15 protein-coding genes and 1 other annotated feature are annotated in these 19,049 nt (G+C 37.1%); of the genes, 1 reads left to right on the top strand and 14 read right to left on the bottom strand.

Annotated features, from left to right (window positions below; translation table 11 throughout):
- Positions 1-61: 61 nt before the first annotated feature.
- From F1560_RS09865 to F1560_RS09805, 13 genes are all read right to left on the bottom strand, one after another.
- Positions 62-1,021 carry an alpha/beta hydrolase gene (locus F1560_RS09865; RefSeq protein ID WP_149474449.1) on the bottom strand — a complete coding sequence of 320 codons (960 nt, stop codon included), beginning with the start codon at positions 1,019-1,021 and terminating at the stop codon, positions 62-64.
- A 238-nt stretch (positions 1,022-1,259) separates the two neighbouring features.
- On the bottom strand, positions 1,260-3,995 hold the full coding sequence (locus tag F1560_RS09860; protein WP_149474448.1) for a tetratricopeptide repeat protein: 2,736 nt from the start codon (positions 3,993-3,995) through the stop codon (positions 1,260-1,262).
- 195 nt (positions 3,996-4,190) lie between these two features.
- Complete coding sequence (locus F1560_RS09855; RefSeq protein ID WP_149474447.1) at positions 4,191-5,303, bottom strand: ABC transporter permease; 1,113 nt, start codon at positions 5,301-5,303, stop codon at positions 4,191-4,193.
- Entirely contained in the window at positions 5,300-6,571 is a 1,272-nt protein-coding gene (locus F1560_RS09850) for an ABC transporter permease (protein WP_149474446.1), read from the bottom strand. Before F1560_RS09850 ends, F1560_RS09855 begins: the two co-directional genes overlap by 4 nt.
- Before the next feature lie 12 nt (positions 6,572-6,583).
- Positions 6,584-7,516, bottom strand: a complete 933-nt coding sequence (locus F1560_RS09845; protein ID WP_149474445.1) for an ABC transporter ATP-binding protein — start codon at positions 7,514-7,516, stop codon at positions 6,584-6,586.
- Between the two features lie 673 nt (positions 7,517-8,189).
- The gene (locus F1560_RS09840; RefSeq protein WP_149474444.1) at positions 8,190-9,041 is read right to left on the bottom strand and encodes a carbonic anhydrase; all 852 of its coding nucleotides are present in this window, start codon (positions 9,039-9,041) and stop codon (positions 8,190-8,192) included.
- Between the two features lie 477 nt (positions 9,042-9,518).
- Positions 9,519-10,325, bottom strand: coding sequence for a cytochrome c oxidase assembly protein (locus F1560_RS09835; protein WP_149474443.1), 807 nt, complete (start codon positions 10,323-10,325; stop codon positions 9,519-9,521).
- Positions 10,326-10,439: 114 nt separating this feature from the next.
- On the bottom strand, positions 10,440-11,075 hold the full coding sequence (locus F1560_RS09830) for a response regulator transcription factor (RefSeq protein WP_149474442.1): 636 nt from the start codon (positions 11,073-11,075) through the stop codon (positions 10,440-10,442).
- A gap of 10 nt (positions 11,076-11,085) precedes the next feature.
- Positions 11,086-12,162 (bottom strand): sensor histidine kinase, encoded by a 1,077-nt coding sequence (locus F1560_RS09825; RefSeq protein ID WP_149474441.1) that lies wholly within the window; start codon positions 12,160-12,162, stop codon positions 11,086-11,088.
- A 9-nt stretch (positions 12,163-12,171) separates the two neighbouring features.
- The gene (locus F1560_RS09820) at positions 12,172-13,476 is read right to left on the bottom strand and encodes a M20 family metallo-hydrolase (protein WP_149474440.1); all 1,305 of its coding nucleotides are present in this window, start codon (positions 13,474-13,476) and stop codon (positions 12,172-12,174) included.
- 93 nt (positions 13,477-13,569) lie between these two features.
- Positions 13,570-14,409 (bottom strand): SAM hydrolase/SAM-dependent halogenase family protein, encoded by an 840-nt coding sequence (locus tag F1560_RS09815; protein WP_149474439.1) that lies wholly within the window; start codon positions 14,407-14,409, stop codon positions 13,570-13,572.
- An 84-nt stretch (positions 14,410-14,493) separates the two neighbouring features.
- Positions 14,494-14,765 (bottom strand) — a binding site (T-box leader).
- Positions 14,766-15,371: 606 nt separating this feature from the next.
- On the bottom strand, positions 15,372-15,875 hold the full coding sequence (locus F1560_RS09810) for a DNA-deoxyinosine glycosylase (RefSeq protein ID WP_149474438.1): 504 nt from the start codon (positions 15,873-15,875) through the stop codon (positions 15,372-15,374).
- A 77-nt stretch (positions 15,876-15,952) separates the two neighbouring features.
- Positions 15,953-16,375 (bottom strand): hypothetical protein, encoded by a 423-nt coding sequence (locus F1560_RS09805; RefSeq protein ID WP_149474437.1) that lies wholly within the window; start codon positions 16,373-16,375, stop codon positions 15,953-15,955.
- A 194-nt stretch (positions 16,376-16,569) separates the two neighbouring features.
- Here F1560_RS09805 and F1560_RS09800 point away from each other — a divergent pair, with 194 nt between their 5' ends.
- A complete protein-coding gene (locus tag F1560_RS09800; protein ID WP_149474436.1) occupies positions 16,570-17,532 on the top strand; it encodes a DMT family transporter in 963 nt (320 codons plus the stop codon).
- A 19-nt stretch (positions 17,533-17,551) separates the two neighbouring features.
- On the opposite strand, the gene F1560_RS09795 is transcribed toward F1560_RS09800, so the two are convergent.
- The gene (locus F1560_RS09795) at positions 17,552-18,973 is read right to left on the bottom strand and encodes an MDR family MFS transporter (RefSeq protein WP_245347647.1); all 1,422 of its coding nucleotides are present in this window, start codon (positions 18,971-18,973) and stop codon (positions 17,552-17,554) included.
- Between the last annotated feature and the right edge of the window lie 76 nt (positions 18,974-19,049).

Below are 19,049 nucleotides of genomic sequence, written 5' to 3'. Positions count from 1 at the left end.
TTATGTTACACGTATATAAAATGCATAAAAAAAGAGGTCCTCGTTATGGAGAACCTCTTTTCTATGGAATATATTTATCTAAAAATGAATGTAACACTGTAATATAGGATTCTCGATGTTTTACGAAAGACTCCCCATGATTTGCATCATCATAAAGATAAATTTCTGCATCACTTTTTGTATTTTCATATAGCTCTTTTGTCATGACAGTCGGTACAAATGTATCACTTTTCCCATGGATATAAAGGATAGGAATTTCTGCTTTCCTTACTTGCTCTAGCGCTGAAGCTTCTTTCAATGTATAACCAGCTCTTATATTCGTAACAAGACTAGTCGTTGGCAATATCGGAAATGCAGGTAGATGAAACATCCGGTCAAGCTGATAAGCGAACAGATCATTCACCGTTGTGTACGGACTATCAGCAACAATTGCTTTCACATTATTCGGAAGCTCTTCTCCACTCGCCATCAATACAGCAGCAGCCCCCATGGATATGCCGTGAAGTACGATTTCAGTATCTGAACCAAGATTTGCTATGATTCTATCAATCCAATCAACTAAATCCAAGCGATCATGCCAGCCAAAGCCAATATAGTCGCCTTCACTTTCCCCATGTCCTCGAAGATCAGCTGTAAACATATTATAGCCGAGCTCTTCATAATAATGTTCTCCAAATAACGACATATCATTTGCTCGACCAAGGTAACCATGAGCAAAAACCACCGTTTTATTCGTTGGTTCTTTTGCTCCTAGATAATAGCCTTTCAATTTTAACCCGTCATTCGATTCCATTTCCCATACTTCAAAATCCTGCTCACGCGACCAATCCCGCCAATCACCAGCAAGCAGAACATCCAATGTCTCCGCAGAAACTTCTAAATCTGCATTGCCATTTAAAAATTCTTTTACATTTCGTTCAATGGCCAGATTATAAAAAAATAAACCTACCAGAGCGTCTATAATCAATAGAATTATAATAATTCCTGTTACAATTTTCTTCCAATGTTTCTTCCACTTCACATGAACGCTCCTTTCAATAGCTATATATGCAGTGTCTTTATAAGACTATTATACTAGAATTTTGCCATAATGGGGTATCCAGATAATGGTGCCGCTTTGGTTGCGTATCTTATATGTTTGTACACCTTAAGAAGGATAATAGCCAGTTTCTCAGGAGCTCCAACGTTAGATCAAGACAAAATAACGCATGAGATTTCATATTCGAAATCTCATGCGTTATAGTTATTACATCAAACGCTTAACGATATTCAAAGACCTTTTCATCTGCATGATTCATCCACTCATATTGACGAATATTTATTTCAAACAGTGTAAGTGGATCAGTGTAAACCTCCGGATTTTTTCGCATATTATTTAGCGACTGCTCATTTGCTTTAATCTCCTGTTGGTTTTCTTCTATCGCTCTATTCAGCTCGTCAAAAGGGTTTGTGAAAAATATCGTAATATCCCGCTCCAGTGTTTTTCCAAAAAACTCCAATTGCTGCATGAATGTATTTGTAATTGATTGTGCATCTTTCGTGTAATCCTTATTTTTAATGCTTTGTTTAAACTTATTTTGCAGCGTTCCTTTATTTTGTGAAATGGCACCAAGCAATTTTCCTGCACTTTTCATGAATAACTGCGATGAGGCAGAACCCTTAATGATCGTGAATTTTTCCAATTGTATGTTGCTCCTAGTCATGCGGTCGATATCCCGGCGCCAGTCATCTAACACTTTAAAATCACAGGCTAAACTTAGCTTTTCTTCATCATATAGCTGATTAAAACTCACGCTCATTTCATTTAATAGTGCCCAACAGTCACTAAACTCCCCTTCACTACTCGCAATCCATATCTGAATTTCTTCATGTAACTTCGGCAAGACTGTTTCATCAATATGTTTATTGATTCGCTTATTCATTTCATCATTTAACGTCACATGTATATTTTCAAAATCTGTGTCTTCTTTAATTAATTCTGCGCAATCTTTCAGCAAATCAGGGATGCTTGCCATCAATTCCTGTCTTACTTTATTTACAATTTTACTGTAATCTCTTTTAATGATCTGCGCTTTTTCCTCTTCCGTATCACGTAATTGATTTACTGCACCATCAAGCTTCGTGATCATCTCTTCATTCCATTTTATTGTATTTACTATGCTATTTTCCAATTCAATTCGTTTTTTAGGCAGCAATTTAATCAATTGCTTACTGTAATACAGAATTTTACGCTCGCTTCCCTCACCCAAGCTATAACCATTCACCATGGATTGAATAAATTCTTCTAATTGGCTATTATGCTCATCAAATTGTGAAGAGGCGAAGACCTTTGCATTTGGAAAATACGTATGAATCCACGATGTTGTTTTCTCCAACCATTCCACTGTCACCTGATTGCTAGTGCTTTGCTCCATATTATGAAGAAGAAAATGAATCGGCAGCTCTGGTACATGCTCCCTAATTTTGACAGCCGTCTCAATTTCTTTATAAGTTAAAAGGGAATCACTATTTAGAACAAACAATAGACTATCCGCTAGATATAGATAGGGGATTACATCTTTTTTTGATTTTCTTTGATTGGTAAGTAACGGTGTATCAATTAAAGAAAGATTATTTTTATTCAAAAACGGTATTGGCATTTTACAGCGAATGTGTGTCTGCTCATTCTCTGCAATCTGCATGAAATCATCTAAAACAGATATGCTTTTTTCTTCTTGGTCTGTAATGACATGAACTTCTGCTTGCTCATCATGTTTAAATAGGACAGTAGAGGAGTTGGAAGCTGTAGTCATCTCCTTGCCAAGCAACCGATTTACAATGGATGCTTTTCTCGTTGCTTCGTTCCCTGTAATAAGTAGGTGAAAGTTGTTTGAATCAAGTAGCTCATCAATTATCGATTCTGCACGTTCTCCCATGGATAAATCCTTACTATTTGCCCACTTCCGAATGGATTCGAAAATCAGGAATATGTCACCCATATGTTTATTAGTGTGATTAGACTGGCCTACCAAGTCCTCTGCCTCACTTACTACCGAATCCTCCAACCAGGCAGGATACAATTCATTCCACGCTAACACAGCTGATGAAGCTGCTAATGTATCAGAAATAGTAGCTATTTTCATCCAATTGGTTAAGTGGAAAGGTATATAATCAGACAAATCCTTTATTAAATAAGTACCATTCATTAATTCCAGATACGTCTCTTTATATTGCTTCGAAAGCTCTTGCCAATTAGAGGATCGTCTTGGATTTACATCTAATAAAAGATAATTGATTTCCTTCAACCATTGGAAATACAAATCATTCTGTTTGTAACTGTCCCAGAGAGCTGCAACAAGGCTTTCGAAACGCGCCTCGTTGATCATATACAAGGTCATTAATAATTCACGAAAATACGATGGTGCTATTGCTGCTGTATGCCCCTCTTTCACATAACCCTCTAAAACCTCAAACCAAAATAGAGACTCGGTTCGGATAGCTTCAGCTACAGCTAACTCAACACCGCTGGCAAAGTCCTGTTGTTCCTCAAAGAATGAACGCGCCATATCGGTCACATTCGGATAATCGGGGTTTAATTCAACCGCATTCTTTATGGAATCAGCTGCCATTTCGAGTTTGTCACGTTGTATGTATAAAGTAAATAGCTGCAAAAGCACTTCTACTTTCAAATCATCCGAGTCGGTTTCGACGAGTTTATAATATTCCTCCGCAATTTCAAGAAAATCCAGTTCGAAATTTGCATCGGCAATATTTTTTTGTGCCCAAGGCATTAATTCATTATGAATATTTTCCCATTTAAAAATTGCCGTCTCATAATCTTTATTTTGAAAATATACCTCTCCTTGAGCAAAGCGGATATAGGATAAATCGGTTACTTCCTTCTGTTGCTCAAGAATAAACAAATCACCCAAAACCTTGATTGGATGCTCATTTTCGCTACCTTCCGTTAATGTATTATAATAGCATTTATTAATTAGTTGCTTCTCTAATGTCATCTTAATCCCCCGTATTATTTTTAATGTACATGAATTAGATTCCGAGCAAACAATACCCGGAATCTAACTATTTATTCTTATTACAGTTCATACTATATTATTCGTAATTTATCCAAACTTTATGGGGTCTTAGAGACTAGATACTGAAAACAGCTCCAAACTTGTGTGAGACAAATTTCCTGCTTCCTATCCATCTTAAACATGGCGCCTTTCCATTAAGTGAATCCCAACCCCCATCAATACTACTCCCATTAAAAGTAAAATACTGATTGGAAATACAAGTTCCTCTAAAGGATAGCCATAAACAGCAATCCCATTTAAAACTTCCATTCCGTAAGTGAGCGGATTAATTTTCGATAATGCAAGCAGAAACTCAGATTCGACAATTTCAATTGGCCAATAAGCACCACCAATCATCGCCATACTCACAGAGATTATTGGAATGATCGCATTAAATGCTTGAGCATTTTTTACCAATGCCGTTATGAAAATTGATAATGCGACAATGGAAAACACATATGGAATAAGCACGAGCAACGTTTCTAAAAACCGCCCATGGAAATCAACCCCAACCCAATAGCGGAAAATGAGAAAGATAATGAGAACCTGTAAATACCCTTCAAAAAAACTATAAATTAAATTAGCAACGTACATTTCCCATTTCTTAACTGGGGATAGGATAACGCGGTCCCATAACCCGTCCTTCTTCTCAACTAATATAGGTAGTACATTATAAGCAATTGTATAGATAACAAAAAACAATGTAAAACCAAATAACCTTTGAAATGTATCATCGTAGACAAATGTATCCGCGCTTCTAAAACTACTTCTATTCATTTCGAAGACAGGGGATTCCATTGTTTCCTGTAAATTTTCCAAAACCGTTTCTTTTTCAGCATCCGTTGTTGCATTAGCTGCCGCTAAAATATTATCCTGTTGAAATTTCTCTACGTAGGCACCTCTTACTGTCTGTTCGAGCATTGAACGATTCGGCGAATCTACTCCAACTATGAATCGATAATCATGCTCTAGAAGAATGACACCTATCTCTGCTCTACCATTTGCGATTTCGTCTTTCAATTCATCCTCAGTCATCCAATTAAATGTGAATGCATCCGATTCCTCTAGCTTTTCACTTATGAACGATTGCTGCATTTCTTCATTCTCCGAATAGACAGGAACGCTAATTGTCGTTAGACCACTACCGCCCAATATAAGTGCAAAGCCAATTGACATTCCGGTAAAGAGCATAAACGTCCAAGGATTCCTTAAAAACATTTTAAACTTAGCTTGTAAAATCCCAATCATACGGATGCCCCCCTTTTCGGAAAACTAATTGCTGCTATGACAATAGAAGCTATTGCAAACAGGATGAGGAATAGGATATGATGGCTAATCTCAGCAATGCCATCTCCTCTTAAGATCATTAAGTAGGAAGACATTCCAGCACCATTTGGCGTTAAGTTTCCGAGTGCTCGAATAAAAGCAGAGGAATCCCCAATTGGAAAGAAGCTTCCGCCTAATACCGCCATCAGTGTCACAATAATACCAGCGAAGAAATTAGTGATCATTTCCGAATTGAACCGATAGCTAATTGCTGTAAGCAATACCGCAATTCCTCCCACAGCAATTGCCAGTGATGCGGTTACCGTAAAGAAAGAAATTAGATCTGGCCATCTAACGCCATAGACAATCCAAGAAAATCCATAAACAATCAACAAATGGATAAAACTAAACAAAGTTCCAGAAAGAAGCACACCAATAAAGTATTCCCAACGTGAAACATTCCCTAAAATGATCCGATCAAATACGTGGATCTTTTTCTCCATAAATGCAATCGTTCCTATTGTTGATGCGATAAAAAGCACGTTCATTACTGTCATACCAACTGCATAATACTCCTGCGACCCGATTGGATTTTTCTGATCCAGTGTCAACGTCTCACCAGAGAACATACCTTCATCCAACTGTATAACATCTTGTTCTATTCCATTCTTTTCTAAAAATGCCCCTAATGTGAGCTGTTCTTGAAATTGGATCAATATATCATTTATAATCATCGGTCCAATTTGATGGTCATCATTTTGCGACACCTCAAGTACAGGCTGTGAATTCTTATTAAGAACCAAGTATTCTAATGATTCATAGGTGAAATTTTCAGGGACTTCTACTACTGCTGTGTAAGAATTATCATCCCATATTTCAGTAAGTTCTGAAGCCTCCACTTCATGAAGCTCCACAAACTCACGAACCTCCTCACTCCCCAATACCGACTCCTTTAATATGCTGACAGGTGCCATCTGCTCAATTCCTGTCTCCATTTCTTCAATAGCTTCTCTTGGCATCCCCTCATCCTCAAGTTCTCCCAAAAAACGTTGGATTTCTGCTTCCTCATCCCCATGTTCAACGAATGCGAGCTTTACATGGATGTTCGGTGATTCTCCACTCATCATCATACCTCCAAGTGCCGTACTTAGAATTGCAATTAAGATGATTGGCAACCCAACTAGCAGGAGAATTTGAATTGGATTTCGCAATAGTAATAATGCTTGTTTCTTAACAATTTGACCTATCATTTAACCCAACTCCTAATCTCGTAAAGCTCTTCCAGTAAGGTGCAAGAATACGTCTTCCAATGTAGGTGTCTGTACATCAACAGAATTTAACTCGACATCTGCATTCTCAGCCATTTTAATTATCGCCGCAAACATATTTACTTCTCTTGGGATAATAATTGTAATTTCCTTTTCGCCCACTGTAACTCGATTTACCGTAGGGTTTTGTTTCAGCTCTTCAATAAACTCGTCATTCCAACGATCTGCTTGAATGGAAATAGTCTTTTCAGCAGATAAAATTCGCTTAATTTCATCCTTTGTTCCAGAAGCAATTAGATTACCTTTATCCATAATGTAAATTCGATCACAGAGAAACTCTACTTCTTCCATATAATGACTTGTGTATAAAACCGTCATCTGTTTTTCTTTATTTAATCGCTTTACCGTTTCTAAAATATAATTTCGAGATTGCGGGTCAATTCCAACTGTAGGCTCATCCATGATAATAATCTCCGGATCATGCAGCATCGCAACACCAATGTTCAATCTCCGCTTCATCCCACCTGAAAATGTCTTTACAATATCTTTCCGGCGATCAGTAAGTCCGATTTGCTCGAGCACCTCATCTATTTTCTTTTTCAGCTGTATACCCCTAAGTCGATATATCTTTCCGAAAAACTGCATATTTTCCTCTGCAGTCAAATCTTCATATAAAGCGATTTCTTGGGGCACTACGCCAATGACATTTCGGAGTGGTGCCGGATGCTTAATCATACTTTTATTTCGAAAACGGACGTCACCTTTTGTTGGTTCGATTAACGAGGATAGCATCGAAATAGCAGTTGATTTTCCAGCTCCATTCGGACCGAGCAACCCTATAATTTCTCCCTTTTCAATAAACATATTTAAATTTTTCACAGCATCATTTTGCTTAAATTTCTTTGATAAATCCACTAATTCCAGCATGCCAAATCCCTCCTATGAACTCAGTTTACGAAATTTAACGGATGGAATATACTGTCGGAGGTCATATATAAGGAAAATAATAAGATGACTTAAGTCACATTTTAAAGAAGAGGACTTTTGGGAAGGATACTGTGACGGAATATACAATTAAGTTTGGAGATATAAGCGCCCCGGAAATATGTTTCTATGGCGAAGAGACTCAATTAGGGCAAGCTTCATAAAGATTGTTTGAGGAGTAGAGCTAGTGCATCCAATTTGTGAAACGGATAAATTAGCCAATTACTTAATTGAATTGAACGAATTAATTACTATAACCCTTTGATAATTTCGACAACAAATGAACTATGTAATCCAACACAAACTGAAGATGAATATTTTATTAAGTGCACATCAAAAACGATATCTGAGTTAAAAAGACATATGGAGGTGTTAGAGATGTATAAACATTATTTGCCAGAGAGTTTTGTAGTTATTCCATTAAAGGGATCTTTAATGGAATAACACAAAGCAGAAGGTGATCAAACTTTTTTCCTCTAGATTATAGCTGCTTTCTTTTCTCATCCCTTCCCCCTTTTTGAAATCAGTTTCATTTTCCAAAAAGTTATGAGGAAATGACATTAAAGTTTAATAGATTATGCTTTTTTCAGTGTGAAAACAGTAAAAGAAATGCTTTCTAGTTCTTAATAATTTCTCGTTTATTTAAAGTTTGAACCGGACGATGGTTCTCAGGAAAAATTTCTTTGAATGCTTGAATTTGTACTTTTGACATTTCGATTGGTTGTTCATTAATGACCCATTTCACTTCTTCTGTACAAGGAGGCGTCGTTAACGATCCGTTATAATGGAAAGATGTTTGATTTTTGGGGAGTAACGCTTTTAAATCAATCGGTTCTTTTACGCGAATATCTTTTTCTGTTTCTTCCTTCGGTAATACTTCCCAAACAGGTGCTAGAATTTCATTTTCTTTTCCTTCTTTAATCATCAATCCAAGTACGGCAAGCTTACCATTTGCATCTTCATGTACGATGTGCAGCTCCATATCATAATTTTGGCCATTAAATTGATGTTCACTTGGAGTATGAAAATGAAATTGAGCGAGCTTGTACTCGTTTCCTTCAATGACCATGCGATTGCTTTCTGTTACAGTATTAGCCTGAACTGTGTGACCGTTATTTGCTAGCGAAAACGTTGTTGGCTCATAATGAATCTGAATTTCTTCTAGCTTTTTATTCTCTTCTACTTGGGTAAATTCAATATTAATAGGTGATTGTTCACTTCCATTGACACAGGCTAAGTTTGCATTGTCTAGTTTCCCCCAGTGTTCAGGTCCCGTATCTCCATTATAAGACCACTGAGCATAAGCTCCTTCCGCTTCATTCCCTTTCAAATCAGTGGTTTGTTCTTCCTTTACACCATCTGTCTTTTCTTCTTTTAGCGCAGCTGTTTCCGGAGTTTGTTCCGAGCAAGCTCCTAGTAAAAAACTTACAGATACAGCTGAAAATAGATAAACGAGTTTCTTTTTCATACTTAATACGATTCTCCTTTTTCCTTATTTTTCATATTCAACCAATAATATACTAAAGATTTATAAAGTAATAAAGCGCTATTTTACAAAACTCGTTTAAATCCTAAATTTTGATAATAATAGACTATTACTTCACAGGTAAAAAAGAATATTATATAAACTATTTATCCTACTAATTACTTAGTTATGACTTGTATTTTTGTATAAATCCTTTTTACAAATAGATTTATCAAAATAATTTTTCAAGATAGTAATCAAACTTAATTTTAAAGTAACACATAGCCCTTTTCGGTATAATAAATAACATCCGCCATAGCGATTCCAAAACAGATGAATCACCTCTTACAACGGTAACTACTCGTATTCTTAAGAATAAATTCGGGGCTGCGCGGTATTACCTGCTTCTATGTTTGAATAGGTGGGCTTTTCTAATAGCAAAGGGAACCGCTTAAGCATGCTTAAACGGTTCCCTTTGCATTAAATGCTTTTAGCTGATAGAAAAGTAACAACCACAAAGCTAATCAATTTGCCAGCAAAGAAAATAATTGCTCCAAGCCACTGTTCATGAACTGGATCAAAAGGCAGGAGTGAGGCAAAGAATTCAGGAGGAACGTCCGTTAAATCTGGCAGGCAAAGGGCAAGTGCAGACATGAACAAATTAATATCCGAATAAATCGCATACAATCCAGTATTTGCAAAAAATAAAATCACACTAAAAGGCGTTAGTAAAATGACATTCACGAAGGTGTACTTCCACTTTTGGCCACGGGACAACTGATCTGGTGAAAGAATCGGAATCCAGAGCAGTACAGATGAAAGAAAGAGCGCAAGTAAAAAGAAATAATTTAAATAAAGATCAAGTCTAGCAAAGTTAAACATGAACGGAATATGATAGCTATAAAAAACGATTTGAAATAGAACTGTAGCTACAATAGGCTTCGTAAGCACTATCATTACTTTTTTCATGCTTCCAATTGATTTCATCCGCTCCAATATTGCCGTTTTAAATCCTACAATGAGAAGCGGTGGGGCAACAAGCAGCAATAAAACCAACTGCAAACTATGCGTGCTAAACTTAATTCTCCCTGTAACATTTAATGGGCTAGCAATGGCAATAAAAATGACAATTAATCCTAATAAAAAAGCAAATGACTTCCACCAACTATGTTTCTTTGAAGCTGGCAAAAGAAAAAAATAAATGATTGCAGCAAACATTGTAAATAAGAAGATTCCACCATTCCACAAGGTCGAAAAATGAAATTCATCCAAAATAATATCAAGCATCCATAACGCCACCTTCCTCGTTTGCTCTACCCTAAATTATAAAGTAGATAAAAGCTTGCGAGATAGGAGAGTTGTAACAATCTAATGACACTATTTTAGGTTCTATATTCCCTATTAATCCGTAATCCCATGTGTTACCGCATAAATCGCAAGCTGTGTTCGGTCACGTAAACCTGATTTCTGCAAAATCAAGGTCAAATGATTTTTAACTGTACCAATCGAAAGATATAGTTCATCCGCAATTTCCTTATTTGTTCTTCCTTCACCGACGAGCTTCGTTATTGCAAGCTCTCTCTCTGTAAGATCAATATCAAGCTTTGGTTTTTCACTTGTCTGCAATAGTCGCGGCATTACCTTTGCTGCCACTTCATCATGAATCGTTAGTCCACCACTCATACAGCTGTGTACAGCATCGATCAATTTTACTGGTTCAGATGTTTTTAATAAGAAACCATTTGCCCCTTCTCGTAGGGCTTGCACCGCATATTCATCATCATTAAACGTTGTTAAAATTAAAATCTTCACGTCAGGCCAACGTTCTTTAATGATTCGGGTTGCTTCAATTCCGTTCATGACAGGCATCCGCACATCCATCAAAATAAAATCGATCAAATGCTTTTCCATTATTTCTACTGCATGCTGTCCATTTTCAGCTTGATGTGATACGTTGAACCTTTCGTCCTGCTCTAAAATAACCTTTAACCCTTGGCGAACAATCGTTTGGTCCTCAACTAACAAAATATTCCACATCATACCCCTCCTAACCTGGAATCATACCCGATACGATAAAATGCTTTTCCGTTTGATATACTGTTAGCTTTCCCCCAACTTCTTCCACTCGATTTTTCATACTAGAAAGCCCAAATCCAAACTGAAATGGTTTTGGCTCAAAGACGGCATTCATAATTTCAAATGAAATATCTTCTGTTGCTGTTTTCCCTAGCGTAATTTTTACTTCTCTTGACTGGGCATGCCGCATTGCATTCGTTAAAGCTTCTTGGATAACACGGTATAGAACTACACTTTTTTCATTCGAAAGCGGGATCGATAATACCCCTTGTTTCATCGTAAATTGGACTAGAATATGACTTTCTGCTTCTAATTTTCGAATTAGATGAACAACAGTTGCAATTCCCTCGTTTTCTTCCGACTGCAATGTTTTTACAGCATGCCTTGTTTCCTCTAGACTTTCCTTTGCCATCTGTTTAAGCTCATCAAAGCTCTTATCTTTCCTTTGAATGGATAGCATTTCTAATTTCATGATTAAAGCCGTTAACCGGTGTCCAACAGAGTCATGAATATCTCGGGCAATTTTTGTGCGTTCCTCTAGTCGTGCATGATCCTCAGCCGCCAGGTTCATACGTTTTAGTTTACGATATTCTCCCAATAGTTGATCATAAATTTCCCACTGTTCTTTTCGCTCCACTATCATGCGATTTAATAAGAACAGCAGCAATGTGAATAAGAGATATACGAGTGCAATTTGCCCATCAAACATATCAAGCTTCAAAATGGAGATACTCGAAACGACAATCGTCAATAATAGGTACCGAATTAATTGCCTTCGCTTTAAACGAACCGCTGCATCTGCTAAACAATAACCGAACAATATAAAAGCGAGTATAAAATCATCTACATAAAAGAGGCTATGTATTCCGATTATTAGTGTGAGACAGATAAATAATGAAAATACTGCTTTATTAAGAGACATTAAAAAATATATCGCAAGTGCTACAGCAAACAACACCACACTAAAAGCAGTATTTATACTATCTTGCAAAATCATCATAACCCATATAAGACTAAACAGTGCAAAACGCAGCCAAAAAATGTCCATTAGGCAAGCCTACTTCCTGTCATGCTGCAAACTTTCCACAAAGGTTTTAAGCACTTGAACCGTTTGTACACAATCACTTAAAGAAGACCACTCAGCAGGATTATGACTAATTCCATCTTTACTTTGTGTAAAAATCATGGCTACAGGTATTTTTTCGCCTAGAATCATTGCATCATGCCCTGCTCCACTAGGTAATTTATAGGCTGAAATTCCATGTTCCAGCAAAGCTTGCTCTAACAATTGCTGAATATCTTCACCAATTGGAACGGGATGAACACGAACCTTCTCTTCATGCTTTACTTGAATATGATACGTATCTGCAATTTCGGAACTTAGTGATAGCACACGATCTACAAGCTCATCACGTGTTTCTTTGTAAATATCCCGAATATCAACATAGAGAGTTACCTTCCCAGGTATAACATTGACTCCGTTTGGTTCCACCTGAAGCTTACCAATTGTAGCCACTGCAGAATCATTTATTTGCCTTGGCAATTGATTAACTTTCATCACAAATTCACTAGCTGCAACTAAAGCGTCCTTTCGGTCATTCATTGGTGTATTGCCTGCATGCCCTGCTTCTCCATCAAACGTAAATTCAAGCCAGCATGGGCCCGCAATCCCTGTAACAATTCCACATGGAAGCTCTTCCTTTTCTAATCGTTTTCCTTGTTCTATATGTACTTCCACAAACAACTCGATTTCATCTAATTGCCGACCTGCTTCTGCATAACCTTGAACAGATAATCCTACATCCTGTAAAACCTCTGCAAAGCTTCTTCCTTCTTCATCCTGTAGTTCTATTTTCTCCTCTACATTCGCTTTCCCAATCAACGCTTCACTACCATTTAACCCATTGTTAAAGCGTGATCCTTCTTCGTCTGTAAAAATAGCAACCTCAAATGGCTTTCGTGGCTGATAGCTATTTGTCTTCCAAGCTTCTACCACTTCAAGCGCAGCTAAAACACCAAGCGGTCCATCAAAATGACCACCATTTGGAACACTATCAACATGTGATCCACTCATGATAGCTGGCAAATGATCCTCCTTACCAGTTAATCTGCCAAACACATTTCCAGCTCCATCCTCAGAAACTGAAAGTCCAGCCTTTAGCATCCATGTTTTGATTAATTCCTTCGCTTGCTTTTCAGCTAAAGAAAAACCAGGGCGGTTGGAACCATTATCGGCAGTTAAACCAATTTTTGATAGTTCACTTAAACGATGTGCAATTCGCTCACCCAATATTCCATTCCCTTCATAGCTTTTATCATATTGCTGAAGTAATCGCTCTTCTAATGCTAAATTTTTAGTCAAAACTCCACATCTCCTTTTTCATTTTCAACATATCAAAAAAATGTTCTTTTGAAAATTCAAAACATCAAATTATACAGATCCACTTTCTAGTTTTTAAACTTTACGAAAGCTAATCATCCAATTTGCCCCTGTCTCAATATGATACGCCTTAGCAAAGGACCCTTGATTAATAGCTACCCCTAATTTATCTAATGAATTCACAAACACAATCGGTTCACCTAATCGACTATCTGCAAAAGAACGACCGAATCGCATTATATTTTTGTAAATATGGCGCGTATTATTTTGAATCGATACTTCTAATGTATCTCCATATTGAATCCCTGCTTCGATAAACAGCTCACGATTAATATTCGTCCAGAGATTACCAAATCGAACATCAAGGATATCAATATTCCCTTTAATCGAATCATCCTCAATTCTAGCTTTTGTCCTCGGTAATTCAATCAATTCATGGGCAGCAATGCTCGGACCAACCCCTTCAAAGGAAATAACATCTGCAGCTAATCTTGCTCCTGTAAATGCATACACATCACGCCCATGGAACGTGTAGGACTCACCAGAATTAGGAAGTCGGTTTATTTTTTCATCAATAATTCGTGCTTCAGCAATTCCTACACTATGTATAATATGGGTTAAAGTACCGTTATTCGGTGTTACAATATACTGACCTTCCTTTGTTTTTACAACAACACTCATTCGATCTGTCCCAACTCCTGGGTCCACTACGGAAATAAATACCGTTCCCTTCGGCCAATAGCTAATCGTTTGGTACAATCGATAAGAAGCCTCCCATATATTGTATTCTGGAATATCATGTGTTAAATCAAAAATCCGAATAGCTGGATCAACGGATATAGCAACCCCATACATTGCGCTTACAGCCCCATCACTAATTCCAAAATCTGTTTGCAACACTAAATTTTTGCTCATTCTTTTGCCCCTCCATTTACTGCGTTTCTACACTAGATTATTAACCTTTTTAACATTAAAAAACCACGTCCTTACCGAATAAACGGTAAGGACGTGGTTGAATGAACGTGGTACCACCTTACTTCACTGTATGCTCACACATACAGCCTCATCAAGTACGAAAAGCTAAATAGAACTTTTTATACTGTGGTATGGATAACGAGTACCAAATCTCGCCGGAACCTACTCCTATTATAATAGTTTCAGCAACGGAACTCCGAGGCCATTATTCAGATTTCTATTTTTGCTCCTTCTCAGCTACCGAAGCTCTCTTTAAAAAATATGAAAATCCTACTTTTCCTCATCAACGTCTTTTCGTATATATTACGAAATTAAATTCATTATACAAATAATTTTTTAATAAATCAAGCTATTATATAAAATGGAAATAGAAAGCCTATGCTAATTCCCCTAATGTTTTGTCATTTTCCTTAACAAGACCTAGATGATAAACCTTCACTTCTACTATATACTCATAAGCAACTGTTAATTTCTAGGGAATTGTTATCATTTTTAAATAATTTAAACTTTTTATAATATTTGTATAGTATAATCTAATAGACAGGTCTTGCAGAGTGTGCTTAGGCAGAAGCAGTAAAAAAGGTCAACTTTTTTACACGGTGGCTTAAACCCTAACGAAAGGGGTTGAAGCTTGTGATACCAATTGACAATGCGCTTGAGTTAATGTTCGCATTCGCCACGCTCGTCTTGTTAATTGTGAACAGCCGTGAAAAAAAGTAATCATCCTGACGAGTCATTCGATCAGGATAATTGCTTTTTTTCGTACCCTAGTCAGGGCTACCGATACTTTGTAAGAAACCGTCCGAGTCGTAAGTTGCCCCTTACGACTCGATTATCACCGCTTTAACAAAGTTTCTAAACTTCTCTTTAAGACCCATTATCAATCTTATTACGAAATGTACTTAGATATGATTTAAAATTTCACTCCAAGACGCTACTTTTCCTTCAAATGATTTCGTATACCTTCCTGGGATTGGGCTCGTGGATGGTAATTTTATAACACGAACTTGACCAAGATCATCTAGATTGAAATTTTTCTTAAACGTTGTATATGACTTAGTGCCATTGCATGCAATTAAGCTTATGGATGGATATTCGCGTAACAAGCCGATAATATCATTCGGCACCTCATCCATAATATTCGAATCCAAGCTTCCTTCTCGATAACAGGAACCAATCGAATCCCATAATGCAATTCCCTGCTCTTTTACAAATAGTACCTTTTTATCATATTCCTCTATAGGCGCTACCTTAAACAACTTAAACAAGATTGACCAAAAATGGTTTCTAGGATTTCCGTAGTATTCGTCCTTTTCTAATGAAATTTTCCCCGGCATGGAACCAAGAATAAGAACCTTCGGCTTCTCTGGTACTACCGGAGGAAAAGAATTTAGCTTTTTCGTCATTACACTCACTCCAGTATTGTTATATCAAGTATAACCTACTTTTCTAAATTACCGTACATTTTAGATTTCACAGTAGATCATTTCTTTTCTATTTCTTCATGGTTCGTTGTTGTTTCCGTTTGTTTACTCCTCTTTTTCATTTTATCCATAATTATAGCTTTACTTTCCCATATTTTTTTAAACGGAATTTTTTTGATCCATTTCCAAATATCCAAAAATAAAAACCACCAAATAACGAAATAAATATGTACTAAAATAATATATACAGACCACATATCTCTTGTTTCAAATTGCTCCATGACATATTGAAATTCATTCAATCCCTCTGGCCTTCCGATACTATATACAAATCCAACAAGTGGAGTAAGCAGCGCGAATATGATTGTCATCGCAGCAAGTGGACTATATACTTGTCTTACCCAGTTAATAACTCCACTAAATAGTGTTAAAAACAAAAAAATATAATAGCAAATCCAGAACCAATTCGGCAACGTTTCCATTTCAAAACACACTCCTGTTTCTTTCTATGTCTATACTATTCGACATAAACCATAAGAAACCTGCAATTATAAGACATTTTTCCCAATCATAGCTAATCGTGCAAAAAATTAAAAATACTTATTCAAATCGAGTTATTCTCTGGTATGATTAGTATTAGATTTTTATTTTTTGGTACTTAGTTGAGGTGATTGAGTTGAAGGCAATTCTAATTGGGATTGTGGCTGCTTTATTTTTTTCGGTTACATTTATACTTAATCGTGCCATGGAGTTAGACGGCGGTAGTTGGATTTGGAGTGCCACGCTTCGATTTTTCTTTATGCTGCCTATTCTCTTTCTCATTGTAGGATATCAACGAAATGTGAAGCCAGTGATTAAACATATGAAAAAAAGACCCTTTTCTTGGCTTATCTGGAGTACCGTTGGATTCGGATTATTCTATGCTCCCCTTACCTTTGCAACAATTTATGGTCCTGGCTGGCTTGTGGCAGCAACATTCCAGCTGACGATAATTGCGGGTTCCTTACTCGTGCCATTTTTAAACAACAAAATAAAGCAAAAGATCCCGATCCAAAGTATTTTTATATCACTTATTATTTTAGCCGGGGTATTCATCATGCAATTCGAACATGCTTCTTCTGTACCTTTGATAAGTGTTTTGCTTTGTGTTATTCCCTTAATCATTTCGGCATTTGCATACCCACTAGGCAACCGAAAAATGATGCAAGTTGTAAACGCAGAATTAAACACTTTTCAGAGAATACTTGGAATGACGATTGCTTCCTTACCTTTTTGGATTGTCCTATCCATTTATGGATTGGCAACACATGGATTACCCAATTCTAGCCAGGTGACCCAAACATTCATTGTAGCAATATCTTCCGGCATTATTGCAACTGCTTTATTTTTCTATGCTACGGAAATGGTTCAACAGGATAATCAAAAAATGGCTGGAGTGGAAGCAACCCAATCAGGTGAGGTTGTCTTTGCTTTAATTGGAGAAATCATTATCCTAAGTTCTCCCTTACCAAGTGCTGTTTCTTTTATCGGGATGGGGCTTGTAATCGTTGGAATGATTTTGCACAGTATTGTTTCTGCATTTGGCAATCGCAAAAGGCTTCCCATAAATAAAAACACTGGCATTCGCCAAAAACTTTAGACGAATGCCAGTGTTTTTCCTATGCAGATATTCTTTCTCTATCTTTAGAAGGGTTTGTCCCTTTGATGAAAAAGGATAGAATTAGAGCGACTAATGATATTACCGTCGCAACGTAAAAGGAAACATTCACACCATGAATCAGTTCCATTGGCCCTTCTCCTGTACGAAGGGCAGTAGCAGTCATAATCGTCACTAAGATTGCAGTCCCTACCGAGGCTGCTACCTGCCTCATTGTATTCGTCATCGCTGACCCATGTGGAATCAGTCGAGTCGGTAACTGGTTAAGCCCAGCCGTTGTTGCAGGCATCATGACCATTGATATCCCAAGCATCCGTATCGCAAACACAATTGTAAGGTATGCTAACGACGTATCGGCACTTAGTCTCGTATACAAAAAGGATGTAATAGTCAACAAGGCTAAACCAATAATCAGAAGATATCTGGCACCAATTTTATCAAAAATCCTTCCATTAATCGGAGACATAAAGCCCATTAGCAAAGCACCTGGCAGTATCATCAGACCTGATTCTAGAGCTGTAAATCCAGCCATATTTTGCATATAAATCGGCAAAATCGTTTCAGCGGAAATTAATCCGATAAACGCAATCATCCCGATAATGGTTGTGATTGTAAATATTTTATTTTTAAAAATACGAAACTCAAGAATAGGCTGTTCCAGCTTAAATTGACGTACGATAAAACTTGTAAGTGTAATAGCTCCAATGACAAGACTACTTATAACTGCTATATTCGTCCATCCATAATTCCCCGCACTACTAAAGCCGTAAAGCAATCCTCCAAAACCTAAAGTAGATAGAATAATAGAAAGGTAGTCTACCTTCGGGAATGTCCGCTTCGTTACATTTTTCATCACAAAATAAGAGATAACAATATTGATAATGGATAGCGGCAGAACAAGGTAGAACAATGAACGCCACGGGTAATATTCAACAAGCCAACCTGAAATCACTGGTCCAAGCGCAGGTGCAAATCCAATCACCAGCCCTACTGTTCCCATTGCTGTACCTCGTTTCTCGATCGGGAAAATCAGTAGGAATATGGTCATCATTAAAGGCATCATAATACCAGCGCCAGCAGCCTGAATAATCCGACCAACCATTAATAACGCGAAGTTCGGAGCAATAGCACATATAAATGTTCCTACAGCGAATGTGCTCATTGCTGTTAAAAATAGTCTACGAGTCGTAAATGTTTCAATTAAAAAAGCTGTGATTGGAATCATAATTCCATTCACGAGCATAAATATCGTTGTCAGCCACTGCGCAGTATTCTCTGTTAAATTCAAATCATGCATGATATGCGGGATTGCCGTTGCTAGCAATGTTTGGTTTAAAATTGCCAAAAACGCTCCGGTTATTAATACAGCAACAATAGGCAATTTGTTCAGTTTGTCTATATTTTCGATGTTATAATTCTTCAGACGCCTCACGCTCCTTACTTCGTGTCTCGAATCATTTTTTGCCATGTATAATGAATTATATGGGAGTATGGAGGCA

The sequence above is a fragment of the Oceanobacillus polygoni genome (assembly GCF_008304605.1).
GTDB classification, from domain to species: Bacteria; Bacillota; Bacilli; order Bacillales; family Amphibacillaceae; genus Oceanobacillus; species Oceanobacillus polygoni.
This window is presented reverse-complemented; position numbering and strand designations above follow the sequence as displayed.

Coding starts and splice junctions, on each gene's coding strand:
- F1560_RS09860 (WP_149474448.1), bottom strand. CDS start 3,995: ATGACATTAGAGAAGCAACTAATTAATAAATGCTATTATAATACATTA.
- F1560_RS09855 (WP_149474447.1), bottom strand. CDS start 5,303: ATGATTGGGATTTTACAAGCTAAGTTTAAAATGTTTTTAAGGAATCCT.
- F1560_RS09850 (WP_149474446.1), bottom strand. CDS start 6,571: ATGATAGGTCAAATTGTTAAGAAACAAGCATTATTACTATTGCGAAAT.
- F1560_RS09845 (WP_149474445.1), bottom strand. CDS start 7,516: ATGCTGGAATTAGTGGATTTATCAAAGAAATTTAAGCAAAATGATGCT.
- F1560_RS09840 (WP_149474444.1), bottom strand. CDS start 9,041: ATGAAAAAGAAACTCGTTTATCTATTTTCAGCTGTATCTGTAAGTTTT.
- F1560_RS09835 (WP_149474443.1), bottom strand. CDS start 10,325: ATGCTTGATATTATTTTGGATGAATTTCATTTTTCGACCTTGTGGAAT.
- F1560_RS09830 (WP_149474442.1), bottom strand. CDS start 11,075: ATGTGGAATATTTTGTTAGTTGAGGACCAAACGATTGTTCGCCAAGGG.
- F1560_RS09825 (WP_149474441.1), bottom strand. CDS start 12,162: ATGGACATTTTTTGGCTGCGTTTTGCACTGTTTAGTCTTATATGGGTT.
- F1560_RS09815 (WP_149474439.1), bottom strand. CDS start 14,409: ATGAGCAAAAATTTAGTGTTGCAAACAGATTTTGGAATTAGTGATGGG.
- F1560_RS09810 (WP_149474438.1), bottom strand. CDS start 15,875: ATGACGAAAAAGCTAAATTCTTTTCCTCCGGTAGTACCAGAGAAGCCG.
- F1560_RS09805 (WP_149474437.1), bottom strand. CDS start 16,375: ATGGAAACGTTGCCGAATTGGTTCTGGATTTGCTATTATATTTTTTTG.